The organism is Spirosoma arboris, assembly GCF_009754945.1.
Lineage (GTDB): Bacteria > Bacteroidota > Bacteroidia > Cytophagales > Spirosomataceae > Spirosoma > Spirosoma arboris.
The window spans coordinates 101,478-124,010 of record NZ_WPIN01000006.1; the positions used below are offsets into that span (position 1 = coordinate 101,478).

12 protein-coding genes are annotated in these 22,533 nt (G+C 46.5%); 9 read left to right on the forward strand and 3 right to left on the reverse strand.

What is annotated here, in order from left to right:
- The first annotated feature begins 278 nt into the window (after positions 1-278).
- The 7 genes from GO755_RS17500 to GO755_RS17530 all read left to right on the forward strand — a co-directional run bounded on the left by GO755_RS17500 (position 279) and on the right by GO755_RS17530 (position 13,700).
- A complete protein-coding gene (locus tag GO755_RS17500; RefSeq protein ID WP_157586485.1) occupies positions 279-3,470 on the forward strand; it encodes a SusC/RagA family TonB-linked outer membrane protein in 3,192 nt (1,063 codons plus the stop codon).
- A gap of 24 nt (positions 3,471-3,494) precedes the next feature.
- Positions 3,495-5,117, forward strand: a complete 1,623-nt coding sequence (locus tag GO755_RS17505) for a RagB/SusD family nutrient uptake outer membrane protein (RefSeq protein WP_157586486.1) — start codon at positions 3,495-3,497, stop codon at positions 5,115-5,117.
- Positions 5,118-5,495: 378 nt separating this feature from the next.
- The gene (locus GO755_RS17510) at positions 5,496-8,531 is read left to right on the forward strand and encodes a SusC/RagA family TonB-linked outer membrane protein (protein WP_157586487.1); all 3,036 of its coding nucleotides are present in this window, start codon (positions 5,496-5,498) and stop codon (positions 8,529-8,531) included.
- 45 nt (positions 8,532-8,576) lie between these two features.
- Positions 8,577-9,926 (forward strand): RagB/SusD family nutrient uptake outer membrane protein, encoded by a 1,350-nt coding sequence (locus tag GO755_RS17515; protein WP_157586488.1) that lies wholly within the window; start codon positions 8,577-8,579, stop codon positions 9,924-9,926.
- A gap of 22 nt (positions 9,927-9,948) precedes the next feature.
- Entirely contained in the window at positions 9,949-10,779 is an 831-nt protein-coding gene (locus GO755_RS17520) for a hypothetical protein (RefSeq protein WP_157586489.1), read from the forward strand.
- A gap of 46 nt (positions 10,780-10,825) precedes the next feature.
- Complete coding sequence (locus GO755_RS17525) at positions 10,826-11,320, forward strand: hypothetical protein (RefSeq protein WP_157586490.1); 495 nt, start codon at positions 10,826-10,828, stop codon at positions 11,318-11,320.
- 4 nt (positions 11,321-11,324) lie between these two features.
- The gene (locus tag GO755_RS17530) at positions 11,325-13,700 is read left to right on the forward strand and encodes a M43 family zinc metalloprotease (protein ID WP_157586491.1); all 2,376 of its coding nucleotides are present in this window, start codon (positions 11,325-11,327) and stop codon (positions 13,698-13,700) included.
- Between the two features lie 553 nt (positions 13,701-14,253).
- On the opposite strand, the gene GO755_RS17535 is transcribed toward GO755_RS17530, so the two are convergent.
- Positions 14,254-14,841, reverse strand: a complete 588-nt coding sequence (locus tag GO755_RS17535) for a hypothetical protein (protein ID WP_157586492.1) — start codon at positions 14,839-14,841, stop codon at positions 14,254-14,256.
- A 234-nt stretch (positions 14,842-15,075) separates the two neighbouring features.
- On the opposite strand from GO755_RS17535, the gene GO755_RS17540 reads away from it, so the two are divergent.
- Positions 15,076-16,011: a cyanophycinase gene (locus GO755_RS17540; RefSeq protein WP_198174858.1), complete on the forward strand. Its 936-nt coding sequence runs from the start codon at positions 15,076-15,078 to the stop codon at positions 16,009-16,011.
- Positions 16,012-16,187: 176 nt separating this feature from the next.
- On the opposite strand, the gene GO755_RS17545 is transcribed toward GO755_RS17540, so the two are convergent.
- On the reverse strand, positions 16,188-17,537 hold the full coding sequence (locus GO755_RS17545; RefSeq protein ID WP_157586494.1) for a RagB/SusD family nutrient uptake outer membrane protein: 1,350 nt from the start codon (positions 17,535-17,537) through the stop codon (positions 16,188-16,190).
- Positions 17,538-17,586: 49 nt separating this feature from the next.
- Complete coding sequence (locus GO755_RS17550) at positions 17,587-20,658, reverse strand: SusC/RagA family TonB-linked outer membrane protein (RefSeq protein WP_157586495.1); 3,072 nt, start codon at positions 20,656-20,658, stop codon at positions 17,587-17,589.
- Between the two features lie 497 nt (positions 20,659-21,155).
- Here GO755_RS17550 and GO755_RS17555 point away from each other — a divergent pair, with 497 nt between their 5' ends.
- Entirely contained in the window at positions 21,156-22,439 is a 1,284-nt protein-coding gene (locus tag GO755_RS17555; RefSeq protein WP_157586496.1) for an OmpA family protein, read from the forward strand.
- Positions 22,440-22,533: the final 94 nt, after the last annotated feature.

Below are 22,533 nucleotides of genomic sequence, written 5' to 3' on the forward strand. Positions count from 1 at the left end.
GAAATGAGTTGATAGCCAAAAATAGCAGATGCTATAGTAAGTAATACTCCAAGAGACTGATCTTTATAAAATTATATTTCAAATTTTGACTAGCTAAGTATTTACTGCATTTATAACTAAGTAATGAAAAAATTGCATTCAGAATAATATTTTGCTTATATAGATAATCTTAGATTTATGTTGGCTTATTTATTTGAATGAAAAAATATTTGTATTGGATAAATTTGATATTACTTTTGCAGGAAGTAACGTGTTGCTTCACCTAACTAAAAACGTACATGAGTAGAATTCTATTAGTGAGTTTCCTACTGGTAAGCTCATTTTGTTCCACAGCTTGGGCTCAGGGACGGAGAATCGTTGGCAAGGTTACGTCAGCGGAAGATGGTTCACCCTTACCGGGTGTTTCAGTTGTTGTAAAGGGTACAACCAAAGGGGCTAATACAGATGCTGGCGGTGTATATGACATCACAGTGCCCAGTGCCAAAGGCACAATTCTGGTATTCAGCTTCGTTGGGGTTACAACCCAGGAAGTTAAAGTAGGTAGTGAAACTGAAGTAAATGTGAGTTTAGTATCTGACTCACGCCAACTTTCAGAAGTTGTTGTAACTGGGGTTGGGGTAGCTACCAGTAAAGCCAAACTCGGGATTGCTGTTGAATCAGTTGCGGCAAAAGATCTGCCTGCTGCGCCAACTGCTTCGATTGATCAGGCGCTTGTAGGTAAGATTGCTGGTGCACAAATTGTGAGCGCCAACGGTACGCCAGGCGCAAAGGCAAACATCCTGCTTCGTGGTATCAACACCATCAACCGGGGTACCGCTCCTATTATATTAATGGACGGTGTGCAGGTAGGCTCTACAGATTTGAATAGCCTTGATCTGAGCACGATTGATCGGGTTGAAGTTATCCAGGGTGCTGCTGCCGGAACGCTGTATGGTGCGCAGGGTGCCAACGGTGTAATTCAGTTATTTAGCAAGCGTGGTAAGGATGGTCCAGCACGTATTAGTTTCACTAATTCGTACGCTACTAACTCGTTCATTAATGCAGGTGGTGTAGCTCAGGCCGACAAACACGCCTTTGTAACTGACGCCAGCAACAATGTTATCGGTGTATCGGGCAAGCCACTTTCATTCGATCCGGCTACCAGCACCTGGAGTGAAAACGTTCAATACAATGCGTTGGACGTTACTAGCCAGGCAAACAAAGCATACGATCAGAACCTGAAATTCTACGATTACTACAAAATGTTTTTCCGGTCTTCCGAAACGATTAACAACTCGATAAACATATCGGGCGGAAGCGCAAAAGCAGATTATAGCATTACGGCGTCAAACAGCTATCAGACAACGATCCTGAAAAACAATGGTGCTTATGACCGGAGCAACCTGGTAAGCAATATCGGGATGACGCTGGCTAAGAATTTGACGTTGCGTAGCATAACCCAGTTGGTTTATACGAAAAGCACGATTCAAACCAATGACCGGTCTGTATGGTACGATATCAACAACACACGGCCGTTCAACAACTACGATTATGTAGATCCAGATGGAAACTACGCAGCCTATTTTGGTAGTGCTTCGGGCGTAAACGGATACAATCCAAATTATCGCCTTCAATACCGGAATCATGCCGATAATAAAATAGACGTTATTCAGAGCTTAGAACTGGATTACAAACCCATCAAGTATTTAGATCTGAACGCTCGATACGGGTTAAACTACACCCAGGAAAGTGATCGGTATTCTTATGGTAATCAGACTTTGAACCGGAACATTGTTGCCAACGGAGCTGGTTATGCCACTTCCCTGAATGCCAGTGATGCCAAAGGTGAAATATCTACCTACGATTACAAAACGGTGTTCCAGAATTTCCTGGGTAGTGCATTCATCAAAACCGATTTCATGGAAGACTTCAAACTGAATATTCCAATTCGGACATCGACACAAATCTCCTTCGACTATCGGAAGAACAATTACAAGGAGTTTGATGCCTACGGTCTTGGTGTGCCTACTTACACGCCTTATACAGCGGCTCAGGCTAGTACTTACCGGATATTACGTGACGATAGTACGCCATTTGTAACGTACGGATACCTGATTAATCAGCATATCGAATATGGTGAACTGTTGGGTGTTACGGCCGGTTTCCGTTCTGATTATTCGTCGGCTTTCGGACAGGGCTCAACGCCATTTACCTTCCCCCACGCCGACGGTTATGTACGCCCCTCGTCGCTGAAGTTCTGGCAGAATGGAACCTTAGGTACTTATGTGCCTGAGTTCAAACTGCGGGCTGCCTATGGTCAGGCAGGTATTCAGCCTAAGCCATTTGACCGGTATGTAACGTTGGGTACGCGTACGTTTGGCGCTAACAACGTATTCTACAATACGACCTCGCAAAGCAATCCGGATCTGGGTGTAGAAGTTTCGAAAGAACTTGAAATCGGTACCGACTTCACGGTTAAAGCAGGTAACGGCGATTGGCTCAAGAAACTGAACTTCTCGTTCAGCTACTGGAATCGCTCGACTGATAATGCTATCTTCAACGTAAACGCAGCCCCATCGACGGGTATCGGTACGATTAAAGATAATGCCTTCTCGCTGTCGTCTAAAGGAACACAGTTCTCGTTAAACGCTACGGTGTATCGCGGTAAGAGCTTCACCTGGAATTTTACAACGAATTTCGGCCATCAGACATCGCAGATCGATGCTGTAAAAGGTAATCAGCAGATTGTTGTAACATCCAGCGCTGGTAGTACCAACTACGTACTGAAAGCAGGTCAGAAAATTGGTCAATTGTTTGGTTATGTGGGTATCCACAGCCTCGACCAGGTTCTGCCTGATGGCACACCAGCCATTGCTGAAAGCGCCAAGGCTGGCTACGAAGTGGCTAGTAACGGCTTTGTTGTCAGCAAAGCGACCAAACAACCACTGTTTAGCTCGGCTCAGTATAGCTTTGGTGATCCTAACCCCAAATTTGTATCGTCGTTCATCAATGATATTTCGTTCCGTGATATCGTGACCCTGAACTTCCAGTTCGACTGGACATCGGGTAGCCACGTCTACAATCAGACGAAAGAATGGATGTACCGCGATGGTATTCACAAGGACTACACAACGCCAATCACTATCAATGGCGAAACGGGTGCCTGGACAGCTTTCTATCGGGGTATCTATCAGGCCGGCGCAAACAACGGTACGAAAGATTACTTCTACGAAGATGCTTCCTTTGTTCGCCTGCGTAACGTAGCACTGGGTGTTGAGTTAACGAAACTCATCAAGTTGCCAATGAATCGCCTGCAAGTTGTATTTAGCGGTCGTAACCTGCTGACATTCACCAAATACACAGGTTTCGATCCTGAGGTGAACTCGGGTCAGACAACGGGTAACGAAAGCTCAGCGTGGGATCGGGGTACGGATCACAATACAACTCCGAACAACCGTTCCTATCAGGTATCTCTCAACTTTGGTTTCTAATTTTTTACCAGCAAGAACAACTTCATGAAACGATATATAATAAGAACTACAGTTCTATCCTTCGCTCTGGTTAGTCTACTGGGAGCCTGTAAGGAACAGCTGGATGTTAAAAATCCAAACCAACCCACACCGTCCAGTGCTTCTACCGAATCGGGAGTAATTGGTCTGGCCCAGGGTAGTGTTTACATTAATGGATTCAGAGATGGCATTAAATACAGCGACGGTATTCCAGGTTATTTCTGGACCGGTGCTGTTGGCTTTCATGAATTGATGGCCGATGTAGTTGGCGAAGAAGCGGCTAACGTATATGGTAACCAGATTGGTATGCCCGACGTGGTTACCCTGGACGATGGCTCGAAAGTGTTGAACCCAAGTTCGATCAATACGCAGATTGCCTTGATTCGTACCATTAATACGAATGCTAATGCTGGCGCCAATCCGCTGTTCTACGAATGGGGGTATATGTACAACCTGAACAATGCAATGAATAGTGTGATTGACATCACCAATTCAACGAAGTTCTCTAACGATGCTAAAAAGAACACGGTTCTGGCCTGGGCTTACTGGTGGAAAGGATACGCTTACTCGCGGATCGGGTCAATCTATTACGCTGGGATAATCAATGACAAAACCGGCGCTACGAACGCAAACTACGTGGCCAAAGAGAAGATCATTGATGAAGCGACTAAAAACCTCGATAAAGCTGCCGCGTTATTAACGACGATTGGTACCGACGCGAACTATTTGCCTACGCTTACCGCATTAATTCCAACGTTTAATCAGGTTGGTAAAGGGCTTCCGCCAACAACCGATATGTGGAAACGGAGCATTAATACGCTCAAAGCCCGCAATATTCTGGTAAACACGACCGCAGCCGCTATGACCGCTGCTCAGTGGGGACAGATCCTGACGTTGACTAATGATGGTGTAAAATCGACCGATAATATCTTTACGGGTCGCTCAACCGACAACGCCGACTTTATTTCTGCTGTAAATGGTAGCATGGCGGCTAAAACGACGGGTACACCAGGTACCGTTACCTATAAAGTGAGCGAGCGCCTGATTCAGGACTTCCCAGCGGGTGACAAGCGGTTGGCGAATAACTTTACTCAATTAGCTGCGCCTGCTCTGTTCAACTCTGACCGTGGTAACTCGTTTAACACCCGTTGGCAGTTAGTGAGTGGTGGCAAAGGGCAGGCGGGTGTCGTCGTATTGAGCAATCTGACCGTAGGTGCATACGAACTCACACTGGCTAGTACGTACGAAGAAAACGAACTGATGAAAGCCGAAGCCAAAATCTACACAGGCGATATCGCTGGTGGGTTGACCTCAATCGATGCTGTTCGTACATTCCAGGGCGCAGGTTTAGATCCATTGAGTGGTCTGGATCTTGCGGGTGCTAAAGAAGCGCTTCGCAAAGAACGCCGGGTTGGTCTGGTCTTCCGTGGACTATCGTTTTACGATGCCCGCCGTTGGGAAGTAATCACCAAAGGTCGTACAGGCGCTGTTGTGGTTGATAAAGCGGGTAAGGTTAGCACCAATGCGACGATCACCTACAACTTCCTCGATTACTGGGATGTACCCGATAATGAGTTAGCCTATAACCCTGCTGCTGCCGGTAGCGCCCCTGTTAAAAATCCGAAGTAATTAAACAGAATAGATTCTATAGTCAAGGCTCTCTGTCATAGGCAGGGAGCCTTGTTTTTTGGTTAAAAAATCAATTAAAATCAGTGTAACCATCCAAATCTGTAAAGGATTTTGCATCAGACGGAAATAGATTAGCGTATTGGAAGTGGGAAATAGTTTACAGACAGCCCAACAATACCGGATGATTTTGATTGTGCAGTGCTGGCGGTCTATCAGAAACTGAGTGAGATAGAGTAGCTTCCTTAGTCAGTAGATTTATACGATGAGGGTGAATTTTTCGTTTGAAAAAATAGTAGTTTGCACAAGCTTATTAGTATATTGTTTTCCCGTTAAGATTATCTCAACCCTAAAAGCTTTTACTTGGAGTATAACCTATACATGAGAAAATTTTATAGTGTTATTATCTGGTCAGTCCTCCTGACCATACTGCCGGGCTATCTTTGGGCTCAGGGTCAGCGTATAACGGGTAGAGTTACATCAGCCCAGGACGGTCAGACCTTACCGGGCGTCAACATCGTTGTTAAAGGAACGACCAATGGCGTTAGTACAGATGCTAATGGGGCCTACAGCATTGTTATTCCTAATGGCAATGCAACTCTGGTATTCACGTCCATTGGGCTTAATACACAGGAAGTAGCCGTTGGCAACCGCTCTGTGGTGAATGTAATTATGCAGGAAGCCCTCAATGAATTGAGCCAGGTTGTGGTAACTGGTTATAACACAACCCAGCGCAAAGACATCACCGGCTCTATCGCATCTATTTCCTCCGAAAAATTTAAGGATATTCCCGTTACCAGTCTGGATCAGGCGCTTCAAGGACAAGCGGCTGGTGTACAGGTAACGCAATCGTCGGGTACGCCAGGTGGCGGACTTACCGTTCGGGTTCGGGGTAATACGTCGATTTCGGCATCTAACCGTCCTCTGTTCATTGTTGATGGTGTACAGGTGCAAAACGGTTCGTTAACAACAGGCTATGGAGGGCAGAATGACAATGCGTTAGCGCTTCTCAACCCAAACGACATCGAATCAATTCAGGTGTTAAAGGATGCCTCGGCGAAAGCCATTTATGGTTCACGTGCTGCCAATGGTGTTGTGCTGATCACGACCAAACGTGGGAAAGCAAATCAGAAAACAACGATTACAGCTGATGTACAACGAGGCTTGACCGACATTGTTAAACGCCCTAGCCTACTTAATTCAACGCAGTTACTTGACCTACAACGAGAAGCTGTCACGAATGCCGGACAAGATCCTGACAAACTAGGTTTGATTAAAGGTGTAACCGATGGCGTTAATACAAACTGGCTGGATATGATACTGCGCAAAGGTGTTTACCAGCAGTATCAGGTATCGGCACAGGGGGGCACAGATCGTACTCGTTTCTACCTGAGTGGTAACTACCGGGACGAAGAAGGAGTATTGCTGAATAATCGGTTTAGTCGGATGAGTGGTACCATGACGATTGATCACAATGCCACCGCGAAACTGTCATTTGGCAGTAATATAACCGTATCGAGAGCCGTTAACAAGCGGGTTTTGGGCGATAATGCCTTAAATGGAGTTTATTCTGGTGCTACTCGTAGCTTGCCCTATTATGCGCCTTACAATGAACAAGGGCAATTGTATGGGCCAAGCGATGCCAACTATGCCGGCTTTCCTAACTTTAATCCAGTGGGGGAGGCCGTGTTGCCTCGGCAGAATGTATTGACGACAAAAATGCTGGGTGGAGTTTATGTACAATATGAATTTCTGCCGAATCTCCGGTTTCGATCGAAAGCCAGTATTGATTACAACAGTATTATCGAAGATATCTACGATCCAACGGGCACGGCTGTTGGGGGCTATGATACAAGCGTAGGCCAGCAGGGGTACGGGGAGTATAACACGAGCCTGGCGGCTACATTTACAAGTACGAATACATTAACCTACAATACACTGATTAATGAAAAACACCGAATCAGTGCTCTCGGGGGTGTAGAAGTAATTAAGCGAACGAATAGAAGCGGATCGACGATCGGGAAATATTTCCCTAGTAATGATTTTACGTATATAACGTCGGCGGGGGTCGTTAATGCAGGTAGTTCTGCTTTGGTATATAGCGGTCTTTTTTCAGGCTTTGGTGAAGTCAAATACGATTACAAAGAGAAATATTTAGTGACTGCGACTGGCCGTTACGATGGCTCGTCTCGGTTTGGGCCTAATCGTCAGTTTGGCTTCTTCCCATCTGGATCAGTAGCCTGGCGGATTTCGGAGGAAGAGTTTTTGTCCAAGACCAGTTTTCTGAACGACCTGAAAGTTCGGGCCAGCTACGGATTTACCGGAAACGAACAGATTGGCAACTTCTTATTCCTGGGTACCTGGGCGGCAACGACCTATAGTGGCTCGTCGGGTTTAGGACCCGCTGCTCTGGCGAACCCAAACCTCCAATGGGAGCGTACCCGCGAAGCGAACGTTGGTATCGACGCGTCCTTCTTTAACGGGCGATTAAGCGCTACACTCGATGCCTATGACAACCTGACCGATAAGTTATTATTCAATCAGCCTATCCCGCTAACTTCAGGATTTGGTGCCGTACAGGGGAACATCGGTAAAATTTCAAACAAGGGTATCGAACTTACGATTACGACCGTCAATATCGACAGCAAAGGACTTCGCTGGAGTACCGATCTGAACCTGTCCCGTAACGAGAACAAAGTAGTTGAGCTGGCAACAACAGAGCCGCTTTTTGCCGGTTATCAGGCCAGCGGTGCTACCGCAACCAACGTCGTTTTGCCCGGTCAGCCACTAGGCACATTCTGGGGGTTGAAGTTCCTGGGAGTTGATCCAGCTACGGGTAATGCCATCTATGATGATAAAAATGGAGACGGCCGTATCACGCCCGACGATGCTCAGGTAATTGGTAATGCCCAGCCTAAACTCTTTGGCGGTTTTACGAACCGATTATCGTATAAGGGATTCGATTTAAGTGTTTTCTTCCAGTTTTCGTATGGTAACCATGTTATGAATCTGACCAAGCAGACATCGGTTAATACGGGTTCTTCGCTCAATTTCAATCAAAGCACCGATGCCCTAAAACGTTGGCAGAAAGAGGGCGATATTACCAGCGTACCCCGTTATATCTATGAAAATACGTATAACAACTACCTGAGCAGCCGGTTTGTGGAAGATGGCTCTTATGTACGATTGAAAAATGTAACGCTTGGTTATAATGTCCCTAAAACCTGGGTTAGTAAGGTAAAATTATCCGGTATTCGGGTTTTTGCGTCGGCTACCAACATCTGGACCTTTACGAAATATTCTGGACCAGACCCAGAGCTGAGTACGCTTGATGGATCAACCACAGCTCAGGGAATTGATTTTAATACCTTACCTCAGGTGAAAAACATGATGGTAGGCCTAACTGCAACGTTTTAATGAGTGGACTCCTGTAGTTTCTGGAACACTCCTATCTTAGTCAACATGAAGTCTTATATAACCTGCTTCATACTTACCCTTACAGTACTAACCTCCTGTAAAGACGTTCTGGAGCCTACACCCTATGATATTCGTATCGACGATCTGACATTGAAGACGGCGGCTGATGCTCCTCTCGTTCGGATTGGTTTATATAGTGCGTTTAGGGCCATGACCTCGTCTGTAGTTATTGCTGGTGATTTTACGGCCGATAACATCAAACATAACGGTACGTTTACGTCCTATCAGGAGTTTGGTACCAAGCAGATTACGTCGACAAACGCCGACGTAGCTACATTCTGGGCGGGCGTATACCAGACCAATTATGTCGCTAATTTCATTCTGGAACGACTACCCAACGTCGTGTCTGGCATAACGTCAGATAGCCGGAAAACCTTAACGGCTGAAGCTCGTTTTCTGCGTGGGCTGGCCAATTTTTATGGGGTCTATACCTTTGGTGATATTCCGTTGGTAACCACTACCGATCAGGCTACGAACCGAAACATTGCCCGATCGCCCAAAGCAACTGTTTTAGCCGCTGTATTAGCCGATTATCAGGCCGCTCTGGCCGATTTGCCCGACGATTCATCGACTGGGGCCGCTTATTTATCGAAACGAGTAGTTCAGGCGGCCCTCGCTCGTTATTACCTCTATCAAAAAAACTGGGCACAGGCCGAAACCTATGCTACCCAGGTGATTAGTTCAGGCAAGTTTACGTTGGTGCCTGACTATAACACGATCGTCAATGTGAATTTTACGGCCGAATCGATCTTTGAAGTAGGCTATACGCAGAACGATGATCCAGGTACGTTAAACACACTGTTTGTCAGTCGCCGGGAAGTTATTCCATCCGATCAGATTGTGATTGCCCTTAACTCGACAGAGTCGGGTACGCGCGTAGCAACCATTGCATTTAATGTAGCACAGCAGCAGGGAAATGATAACGGCTGGACGGTAAAGAAATATGGCACAGCCATAGAAGGCAATGCGAACATCGTTGTTTTTCGTCTGGCTGAAATGTACCTGATTCGGGCTGAAGCACGCGCACAGCTGGGCAAATTAGTAGGCGCTAATAGTGCCGTTGAGGACCTCACCGTATTACGTACGCGGGCTAAGGCAGTTGCAGTTACGGCGGCTGCTCAGGCCGATGTTCTTCTGGCTATTGAACGGGAACGTCAGTACGAACTGGCGTTTGAAGGACATCGCTGGTATGATCTGGTTCGTACAGGCCGGGCGCAGGCGGTTATGTCTGCCTTCTCACCTAACTGGAGCAGTCGATTTGAAGTATGGCCAATTCCACAGTCAGAAATTTTGCGTAACCCCGCATTACAGGGTGCTCAGAATCCAGGGTATTAATTCGTAAAGCGTCTTAAAAGTTATGAGAAAATATAAGGTAAGTGGGTTCATTGGAATGGTAATGCTACTTGGCATGGCCCTGGTGGCCTGCGAAACAAGTGACATTGACCGCACATTCGAAGGGCCCTATTTTGTTCGCTTTACCGATACAACACTGATCTATAAGGAAAGCTATAGTAAGCCTATTTCGATTGAGGTACACAACGTTGGCCCTCAACTTGATCAGCCTATTACGATTAGCTATACGGTTAATGGAACGGCTCGTGAAGGGAAAGAATATACCATTATTGGTACCAAAGGTACCGTGGTGATACCGGCCAAGTCGAGCAAGGGTAATATTATGGTGCAGCTGATCAATAACGCGAATAATATTCTGGAATCAACATCACTCACGTTTACACTGACGGGCGTTCAACCCAGCACATTACAGGTTGGCTTTGGTAAAGAGAGTCTTATTGGAAAATCGCTGACGCTAACAATTCAGGATGATTGCTTGCTGGGAGGGTTTTATACGGGAACCAGTCGTATAGGAACCAGTAACTATAGTGTGTCAGATATTGAAATTACCAGTACCGATTGCAAACAGTATGTCATTAGTAACTGGAATATCGGCGTTCCATTTTTCTCGTTCGATGCGATTAAGCCAACACTAACGTTTATCGACAATGGTGATAATTCGCTTACTGTGCCAACACAGAGCAATGCGACCCTTGGTTCGACCGATACGATTAAGGGAACCGGTGCCTGGAATCCTCGCAATCGGGTAATTACAATGAACCTCCAATTCAAGCTTGCTCTCAGTAGTACTAAAGACACCACTGTGAACTATACACAAACGTACACACCCCAGTAAAGCCAGAATTCCGAGTCATTAACAATTCGTTAGATAAGCTTCAACCATGCGACATTTAATACGCTTCTTATTGATTCCTGGGATAGTTGGCTGGCTCCTGGGGGGATGTTCTCAAAAACTAGAACCCCAGCCCTTTACGTACTCCCAGTTGCTGACGGGCACAGATAAGAAAGCCTGGAAGATGGTGTCAATTCAGGTTATTGACAACGGTAAAGCATCGGGTGTGATACCAGTTGCTCAATCAGGTATAGATCCTTGTATTTATGACGATTTACTGACCTTTTACGCTGATGCTGAGCATAAATTTGAAGCTAGTGAGGGGGCAACTAAATGTAATCCTACAGACGCTGACCTTTATTTGACCGATACCTGGACGCTTATTAATGCGAATGCAACCTTGCAATTTTACATTCCAGTCTTAAATGGCATATATCCCTGGACAATCAAAAATTTGACGTCAACCGTGTTGACAGTCCAGTATTATTTCACAGATATAGATGCCAGTTATCAATTCACATTCAATTCGGTTACGACCAAATAGGCGTATGTTCCGACATGTACTCTACGTTTTTTTATGCGTTCTGTTGACCCAGACGCTGCACGCTCAAACGCCTATCAAACGGGCTGAGCAGTGTGCTACTATGGAAATGGATAGTTTGCTGCGGGTTAAATATCCACAGCTGGGAACGCTCAACGATTTTGAAAAGGCGTTGCAGCAGAAAATGCTTGATTTCAAAAAGCAACTGGCCAATGGGCGGGCACCGGCCGCTACGGTTATCACTATTCCGGTTGTGGTACACGTTGTGCATAATGGGGAAACCGTTGGCTCGGGGCGTAACATTAGCCTGGCTCAGGTACAGTCTCAACTGGCTGTCCTGAATGAAGATTACCGTCGTAAGGCTGGTACACACGGCTTTAATGATAACCCTGTCGGTGCTGATATTGAAATCGAGTTTTGTCCGGCAGTAGTTAATCCACAGGGACAGCCAATGGCTGAGCCGGGTATTGATCGGTACAATGGTGGCCGGGCCAACTGGACGCAGAATGATATCGATGGTGTATTGAAGCCCAGTACCTACTGGAATCCCGACAAATATTACAACATCTGGGTTGTAGATATCAGTGATCCATCCATAAACGGGCAATTGTTAGGCTATGCTCAGTTTCCAACCCAATCGAATCTGCCGGGTATTCCATCAGATGGTCCCGCCAGTACCGATGGTGTCGTGATCTATTACAAAGCATTTGGGAGCGTTGAGAAGGGAAACTTTCCCGTACTTCAGTCGCCTTTCAACCTGGGCCGTACTTTAAGTCATGAAACCGGTCACTGGCTGGGTCTGCGCCACATTTGGGGCGATACCAATTGTGGCGATGATTTTTGCGCTGATACACCCCCTCAGGCTTCTGCCAGTAGTGGTTGCCAGGTTGGTCGGGTAAGTTGTGGTGCTACGAACATGGTGCAGAACTACATGGACTATTCCAATGATGCCTGCTTTAACATATTCACACTCAACCAAAAAGATCGAATTCGGGCCGTTATGGCTATTAGTCCCCGGCGGCTCAGCCTGCTGTCGTCCAATGTCTGTGGAACACAGGTTGCCACGCGCCCCACGTCGAACTTCCGGACCGATAACCAGCAGGTATTGTTAGGGGGCCAGGTTAAATTCAACGATTTGTCAGACGGGTTCCCAACTACCTGGAGCTGGACATTTGAAGGAGGCACCCCCGCTACCTCGACTGATCAGAACCCCACCGTTACCTATACCCAACCGGGTAAATTTAAAGTAACACTGGTAACGTCGAATGCTATTGGAACCTCGGACCCGCTGGTTCGTACAGAATATATTGAAGTGCTGAATCAAGGGCTATGCACCGATATAACGAATTTCAACGGGACACCTACTGTACTGCGTGAAACCAACGGAACAGGCTATGTGTCAGGTCAGAATAGCCACAAGAGCCAGGCTGTTTCTGAGTTTTTTGCCAATAAATTGAGCTATACGAACCTGGCAGGGGCATCGCTGAAATTTGGTGTTGCCAAAGCTGCCAAGGGAGCGGCTACGGAATCGGTAGTGACGGTAACAATTTGGAATGGTCGCGGTTTCCAGGGTGGTCCTGGCGCTATTCTGGGACAAAAAGATGTGCCGCTAAAGGATATTCTGGCTGATGTGGCGAACAACCGGGCAACTACGGTTACGTTCGATAAGAACGTTCCGGTGAGTGGACTGCCTTTCCACATTGGTATTTTGATCCCGTATGCATCGGGCGATACCGTTGCACTGGTCACCACCGCAAATGGGCAATCGCTGGACGCAACCTCCTGGCGGCAGAATAGTCAGGGAAACTGGCTCCGGTATGCCGATAGCCTTGGCTTGAATGTAGCCCATAATATTTCCGGACGTGTTGGACAGAAATTATCAGTACAGGTCGCAGCCTCGTCCATCTTTATCGATCCGGGCCAGACCGTAACGCTGAATGCTCGCGGAGCCAGCATTTTCACCTGGACAGGTACGGGACTCAACTCAACGTTGGGGGCACAGGTAGTAGCTCAACCGACTCAAACCACTTCCTACACCGTAACGGGATCGGGAACGGATTTGTGCAGCACATCGGCTGTGATTACTGTGAATGTGCGAACCGGCACTGTAACCGCCACAACGCCCCTAGCCGAACAGGCCTTGCAAGTGAACCCAAATCCCAGCGATGGGCAGATGAACATCTCGTTCAGCAGTACATTGCGAGGAGCATTAGTATTAGGCGTCCGCAATGTGACAGGTTCGGAATTACTCCGACAAAGTCACCAGAAAACTACCGACACATTCCAGCAGTCGCTCGATCTCAAAACTGCTCCACCCGGCGTGTATTTTGTGGAGATAAGTATAGGGGAGCAAGTCTTTAGGAGACGGGTTGTGAAACAGTAAAAAAGGAGGAGTCGGATTTAGGAATCCGACTCCTCCTTTTTTACACTCTATAGCATTAAATGCCCTTTTACTTTCTTGTATTAAATACCTGAAAAAGCAATGGCCCTGAACTAACTAGAAATACTATGCTGGAGCCAATGAACCAGTGATTCCTATCTATTACGTCTGGATTTGGAGATATAAACATTCGATACCCGCGGAGAATTATTAATACCCATAAGACTCCAATTACTAGTATAACGAATGACTGTTTATAAAGATGATTCCAGAAGATTAAGCTACCGACATAAATCCAGCTTAAAAGAACCGCCAGATAGCTTATTTTCTCTAAAGGTGATCCTATAAATACGGCCGCTGTAGCCAATATGAGCATAGGCAAGTCAAATTTTGAGTCGTCGTAAGTGATACAAGCGAATGACAGAAAAGTTAGTATCTCAAGGATTTTAACCAACCAGTAATGGTATTGAATGATGTTTTTGTAAGCTGCTGACTTCATGAGATTTATCTGCATAGACAAACTGGCATTTCAAAAAAGTGGGAAAGATTAAAAGAGTCAATCCACCGTTTTCCACACTCGACCAGAGGTGGTTGCAAAACGCTCCTGTTCTGCTTTGCTTAAGCCATAGCCAATAGCTATTCGCAAACTATTAAATTGATGCCACGGGTCGCCTTGTGGGGAACTTGTCGTACGTAAAAACAGAACAGCATCTGAACCGATTTGGCAATAGTATCCAGCTGAGCCATAACGCCAGTGGCTTTCATCCTTTGTTTTCGTTATCGTCATGGGTAGCATTGGCTGTTTATACTGCCTCTCTAAAGCTGCTTTCACCGAATCTAATCGGTCGCCTTTATTTTTGAGATAGATGTTGATCCCATAAGCTTGTCGTCGATCAGGCAATTTATAAATTGTATCCTCGCCAAATTCGTATGGATTGAATAGCCATTCTATTTTGAGTTTACGTGTGCTATCAACGTATATAATTTTGTCTTTGGTAGTATAGCCTGAATGTATCAATTGCTTTGCCACTTTAGGAAATTGAATCGTGTAGCCTGCAAGTATCGTCTCGAATGGGGCAGGCTCTTGCTGACAACTCAAAGCCAGAACAAAGAGTAATGGAATAAAAGCTGGATTTCGTTTCAATAGTGTTAGCTTGAAATAATTGCCTTGTAAATATAGTATTCAAAAAAGTGTATTAATGCTACCTGCAAGCGCTTAGCTTCAAAACCACCTCAAGCGAAGAGATTTTATATAGATGGTTTAATGCTTATTTTAGGCTATATGATTAACAATGTAGTTGTGTGGCTGGTAAAACTGGCTGGTTTAGTATATCTGATTCGTAGTTTTCTAATACCTAAACCTATAAATTCGGCTGTTATGCCTAAACTCTCATACACATCCTGGATTGTAGGTGATTCGTCTGATGTGATTCGCCAACCTCTGGGCGGAGTCGTGTTGGCTGGTGGAAGTACAGATGTCGATGCAGCGATGCGCTGGTTTCTGCGCCGGTCGGGTGGGGGCGATGTACTTATTCTCCGCGCATCGGGTAAAGATGGCTACAATGACTATCTCTATAAAACGCTGGGCGAATCGGTTAATTCGGTTGAAACAATATTGCTTGACAAACGGGAGTTAGCGAGCAATGCCGAAATTATTCGAAAAATTCGCCAGGCGGAGGCCATCTTCTTTGCGGGCGGAGATCAGGCTAATTATGTAAACTTTTGGCAGGGCACACCCGTCGCCGATGCGCTGAATGAGCGTATTCGGGAAGGGGCCGTTATGGGCGGTACCAGTGCTGGTTGTGGCATTCTGGGACAAACCTATTTTTCGGCCCTGGAAGGAAGCGTGACCTCCGAAGAAGCGTTGACGAATCCCTACGACAAACGAGTGGCTATGCGTCGGGACGATTTTTTGAAACAACCGCTGCTGGTCAATACGATTACCGATATGCATTATAGTGCTCGTAATCGGCAAGGTCGGCATATAGTGTTTATGGCTCGGGCCGCAACAGATTGGGCCATCCGACCACGTGGTATTGGCGTTGATGAAAAGACAGCTGTTTGTGTGACACCTGATGGAAATGTTACTGTTTTTGGGCAGGGTAACGCCTATTTTCTACAAGCGACCAGGAAGAAACCCGAAACCTGCCAGAAGAATCAACCCTTAACCTGGAATCGTAAAGGCAAAGCTGTTTATGTAACAATCCTTGCGGGTTCGCTTGAGGGAGCACCCGGCTTTAATTTAACGTCGTTTCGGTCAACTGCAAAAGCTAAAACTGAATACTGGTATGTGGAGGCTGGCATGAAAAAGTAAAACGGGCTGGTAGGGGCATTTGCTCGTGCCTTTGAAGCTCGTCAGTATTTACTGGCGCCAGCGAATGTTGAGCTAATGAAAGGGAAGGGTGAATGCCCGTGCCAAAAAGCAAAAAAACTGGCGAATTCGCAGTAGGAATTCGCCAGTTTTTACAAACCGAAAATCAAACCCGACTATTAATAGCCCGGATTTTGCACCAGCTTTTTATTGGTATCAATTTCCCGTTGTGGGATGGGAAGAACCAGATTGTTTGCGTTGTAGGCTACGGCTCCCACTGTCCCCGCCGTGCGTTTGATGTCGGGAAGTTGCTGACCTTCAAACGCTAATTCAAGTCGACGCTCCAGCAGAATAGCGGCCAGGTCGACCGTGGTAAGTGCAGTTGCCTTTGCCCGGCTGCGAATCAAATTGACATCCTCCAGCGGAGTAGCGCCTATGCTCGTACTTAGACGTAGGTTTGCTTCTGCACGAATTAGGTACATTTCGGCCAGACGAACCACGGGCACATCACCATATTGATCATTGAACTTACTGGTAAAGGTGTTTTGGCCAGCCGTATTGAAGAAGGTGCCCCGCACATCGCCAGTCGCATAAAGTTGCCGGAATTTTGTTTGTACCCGCACATCGCCACGACCCTGATTCAACGAAGATGCGTAGAACGTATTCATGTCGTTAGCCCCGTCCTGATCTGTTACGATAATCTTGAAAATAATCTCCGACGTGTTAGTCGCATCGTTGAATACATCGGCAAAGTTATCTTCCAGTGCATAGGTTCCTGAGGTGATAACCCGATTGGCCGCATCACGAGCCGCCGTGTAGTTCTGTTGCTGTAAGTATACACGAGCAAGAATGGCTGCGGCAGCCCCTTTTGTGGCAAAGCCGCTACCTCCCGATTGAGTTGCTGGCAATAGGCTTTCTGCTTTTGTCAGATCATCCAGAACCTGAGCATATACTTCGGCGACTGTGTTGCGTGCGCGATAGTCTACATCAGTTACAGAAGTCGTTGGTGTTAGAACCAGAGGTACACCTGGATTGGCTGTTGGCGTACCGTCATTCCAGCTTTTAGCGAAGGCTTTTACCAGTTCAAAGTACAGGGCTCCTCTAATAAAACGAGCTTGCCCTTCTGTATTGCCCCGGTTAGTCTCACCCACTTTCGCCAGGGCAGATAACACGTTGTTTGTTCGGTTGATAGCATTATACCCATCCAGCCAGAAATCCCGAGTAACCGTGTTTGAGGTGGTGACGGTTTTGCGCCAGATCTCATCGATTGTCGCATAAGTACCGCCGAAAAGCACATCCCGGTTATCGCCCATCAAATCGCCAATGTACTGAATGCCACCGCCGTACAGGTTTACATCGCTGAGGCCATCGTAGGTGCCAATCAACGTGATTTGTACATCTTGTTCTGTATTTAACGCCTGACTCTGCTCAATACTTTGAGTCGGTACAACGTTCAGGCGGTTGTCGCAGGCGGTGATCAGTAGACTAACCGCTCCTGCGTATAACCAATGTTTTATGGATAAATTCATAGCAAAAAATGCGTTGAAAAGTCGTTGTTAATTCGTTCAGAAGTGCTGATTAGAAACCGATGTTGATACCGCCCGTAATGGTACGTGCCTGAGGAGCTGTGTAAAAATCATAGCCCTGCGCAATGTTCGACACAATGTAATCGGCGTTTACTTCGGGGTCCCAACCAGCATAGCTCGTGAATGTGAGTAGATTCTGACCCGTTACAAACAAACGAACGTTGGTAAGTTTAGCTTTGCTAATGAGTGTTTTAGGCAGGTTGTATGATAACGTAACCGTACGCAGCCGAACAAACGAACCATCGAGAATGAAGCGACTGGACGATTGAGCGCCGTTGTTATAGAACAAGCGAGCTTCCGGCACGTTCGTAACTGTATTCGTAGACGTCCAGGCCGCCAGTTGGTTAACGGTCTGGTTATCTTCAAATCGTCCGTTCGCCGACGAGTAGCGACCAACGCCATAGAAGTTGATCTTATTGCCAAACACGCCATTGAACAGTACATTCAACGTAATGCCTTTGTAACTGAAGGTGTTCGTAATACCGCCTGTCCATTTAGGCAGTGGGCTACCTACAACCACACGTTGTGCCTGACTGTAGGTATTGGTGGTTGTACGATCAAGTGTACCGTCGGCATTCGTCGTATTTTTGTACCAGAGTGCATCGCCATTGGCTGGGTCGACACCCGCATACTCCTGTGTGAAGAATACACCGAGTGGCTGACCTTCAACCGCGCGACTCATGGCGTTGATACCTCCTTCGATGATCTGCGATTGTAAGTTGGTGATCTTGTTCTGGTTGATTGCCGCGTTGAAGCTTGTGGTCCAGCGGAAAGCTCCGGTTAGGTTTTCCGAGTTAATGACAAACTCAAAGCCTTTGTTTTCGAGGCTACCTACGTTGCGAAACTGAGTGGCAAAACCGGTGGTACCCGGTACGTTTACGCTCAATAGAAGGCCAGATGTTTGCTTGTTATAATAGTCAATTTCCCCATTGATTCGGTTATTGAGAATACCGAAATCAACGCCAATATCGAATTGGTTGGTCGTTTCCCACTTCAAATCGGGGTTGGCTAACTGCGATGGCCGCTGACCAGGCAGGGTACCATAACTGGCGTCGCCCGTAAACAAACCTAACTGCGGGAAATTCTGAATTTCGGCATTACCTGTTTGTCCGTAGCTGGACCGAAGTTTCAGAAAGCTGATGGTCCGGTTGTTCTTTAGGAAATTTTCTTCCGAAAGTACCCAACCCGCCGAAACTGCCGGGAAGAAACCATAGCGACTATTTTTACCAAAACGCGACGAGCCATCGACACGGGCACTCAAACCCAGCAAGTACCGGTCCGAAAATTTGTAATTCGCCCTGGCAAAGTACGACAGGAAGCGGTAGTCGGTCTGGGTGGAACTACCGTCCGTTTTACGAGCGGCACTGGCAATCTGGCGATAGGCATCCGATGGGAAATCTCGTCCTTCAGTGAAGTTGGTTTTCTGCTGCGATTGCTGATACGACATACCCACAGTCAAATCAAGTTGGCTGCGGCCAAACAGCGTGTTGTAGGTGAAGAAATTATTGGTGGTATAATTCTCTACCCGAACGTAGCGATTTTGACCAATACCTTGCGGGGCACTGAAATTACGCTGCGTTTTGCTGTTGTAATACAGCTCTTCCTGCTGGTTGAGTACGTCCAGACCAAACTCAGTACGGAACGATAACCCTTTGATAATCTGCAGTTGACCGTATACGTTGCTGATATTGCGGTAAACTGTCGTATTGAAATAGGCATTGCCAATATTGATCAGCGGGTTATAATAAACCGGAATACTCAGATCGCCGGGAGGGGTGCCAACAGGCAGACCTGTATTTGGGTCAGTAGCAGGTGTCATTGGCGGCAATGCGACCATCTGCATGGGGTTATCAAACTGGTTATCAGCCGAAATGCGTTGGTTGAACGTGCGGGTTAAGCCCGTATTGAAACCCACCCGAAGCCGATCAGACACTTTATGGTCCAGGTTAAGCCGACCCGAATACCGTTGTAGCGCATTACCAACCAGAATGCCTTTCTGGTCCAGCAATTGTCCTGACATATAGAACGTCGTTTTTTCGTTCCCACCATTCAGGTTGATATCATACTGCTGATAAGGCGCATCCTGATAGGCCAGATCTCCCCAGTTTGTGCTTGCCTGGGTAGGTGTCCCATAGGTGCCTAGCCCCTGCGTTTCGTAGAAGCCCTTCATATAGGACGTATACGAATCCGGATCGCTTTGATCAAGGCCTTCAATCCGGTCGGAGTTAGCGGCTGCCTGATTGTAAAACTTGACGTACTGATCTGTATTTAAAAATTGCAGTTTGTTCGTGGGTTTGCTCGAGCCATACTGTGCACCAAAGGTGATGTTGGTGCGACCCGCTTTACCGCGTTTGGTCGTAATCAGTACCACACCATTAGCGGCACGGGCTCCATAAATAGCCCCGGCCGACGCGTCTTTCAGAATATCAACCGACTCGATATCCTGTGGATTAATATCGGCAAGTGGGTTTGTAGAGGCACTGTTGAAGCTTAGATTGTCAGTTGTGACCGGTGTACCATCAACCACATAGAGCGGTTGGTTCGACGCCGATACAGACGATTGTCCCCGAACCCGTACCTGAATACCCTGACCCAGTTTGCCCGAACCTGAGTTAATCTGTACACCAGCGGCTTTCCCCTGTAATGCCTGATCGAAGGTTGTTACGGGTTGATCCTGAATGTCGGATGCGCGGACTTTAGCGATATTGCCGGTCAGATCCCGCTTAATTTGCTGGCCATAACCGGTAACCACTACTTCGTTCAAATTGCGAACATCGGTCTTCAATTGCACATCAATTACAGATCGATTGTTGACAGGCTCTTCAACGCTTGTAAAGCCAATAAAACTAAAAACAAGCGTGGCATTGTTACCTACAGTAAGCCGATAATTACCGCTCGCATCGGTGAGCGTACCCTGTGTGCTACCTTTCACGGTTACCGTTACACCAGGTAGGCCGGTGTTATCATCCGATGATGTAACCTTGCCCGAAATCCCCTGACTCTGGGCATAAGCTCCCCAGGCTGTCGTAAGAAGCAGGAGGCTAATTTGTAATAGTTTTCTCATAATGTTGTCAATGAAAACAAGTAGTAATAGTTGCAAAAGTACAATCTTCAGTTGTATATTAAAATAAGGTTAAATAGAATGGTCATATATGTAATAAGTGGAATATTAGAATAATTCATTAACTAATTGAGATACCTGACAAATAAAATACTTTATTATAGGCCTAAATCATAAGTATAATGCTGGTTTATTGTAAGTGAGATTATTGGTATAATTATACTTATGACTGTATTTCTATAGATAGCCAATCTAAAAAAAAAGTAAAAATTTTTGACTTACTTGAGTATAATTAACCAGTATTGATTAGGTAAAATCTATCAGCCTATAGGATAAGCTTGGTAAGTAATTTGTAGAATTAACTCAGATGGTTTAATAAGGCAGGATTCTGTTTTATAAACTGGAAACCATTAAATCCGCGCTTTTTCAAATAGGTATTAAACGGTGAAACAGGAGTTGTTGTCTAATCGTTACTGGTACATCAGTAAACTCAAACAACGATGAAATTTAGGCTGTTCACCCTATTCCTTCTGCTACTCGTAACAGGCTTGCGTGCACAGGTACAATACACGACCGAAAGCCCACGCATCGACGATATTAACGACCGGGATGTTAGTATCAAGCGCATTGAACTGACCGATCAGTACACCATTATTTACATGAAATTTGAATCTCATCAGCGACCGGGTTCGCAAGGGCGATCGTGGCCGTTTTCAATTCCACAGCCTGGTGGAGGATCGATGCAGATGGAATCAACGAATAACATTGGCTTCCAGCCAACATCCCGTTTGTATGTAAATCAGGGCGAACGCTCCTACAAATTTGTGCGTGCCGAGAATATTCCTGCTGAAACCCGTCGGCCTGTTCAACCTGGTGAGCGCGTTGATTTCGTTGCTTATTTTGAGCGGATAGATCCAGGCTACACAACCTTCGACTTATTTGAATGCCGGGACAGTAAAGGCTATGTCTGCTTCAATTTCTGGGGAGTGCATATTATTAACCCACGTCGGAAAGAGACCTATTCGCAGCGTACGCCTAAAACGCCAGTGCCCGTTCAGCCAAAGCCACAGCAGCCTCGTTATAAGCCGCGTACCACACCTGGCGTAGGTGCCCCGGAGGTAACACCTAAACCAACGGAGCCAGAAACTCCGGCACCAGCTACTGTAGCCATCAACGGGATTACGCGTGATGCGAAAACAAATCAGCCAGTCATTGCCACGGTAACGTATCGATTATTATCCGGCGCCGAAGCATCGGGCGACGAACCCGCTGATTCTGTAAAAAGTGTTAGTCCAGCAGGCAATTACAAAATTACCATTGATCGGCGGGGTGTTTATGTGGTAACGGCTTCAGCCAAAGGGTACTTTAGCCAGAGTGATACGTTAGCAACTAACCGCATCGATGTCGCCAGAGATTTTGATTTGGTTCCTATTGAGGCCGGAGCGAAAATCACGTTGAAAAACATTTATTTCAATATATCGCAGTATAACCTTAAGCCCGAATCATTCCCGGAACTAGATCGACTGGCAACAATGATGCAATCGAACCCGACTATGCAGATTCGTTTGGAAGGACATACCGATATGGTTGGCGAATTCGATGCGAACGTTGAGCTCTCCCGCAATCGGGTCAATGAGGTGAAGCGGTATCTGGTGAGTAAAGGCATCAGTGCCGGCCGGATCGAAGCTGTGGGTTATGGCCCTTCTCGACCTATTAATACCAATAAAACCCTAAAAGAACGAGCCGAAAACCGTCGGGTAGAAATGGTTGTAGTGAAAGTTTAACAGGTTGAAAACGCAAAGGGCGCAAAGGTGAGCGCAACGGACGCAGAGAAAAAACTTTGCGAACTCTGCGCCATCTTTGCGCCCTTTGCGTTTA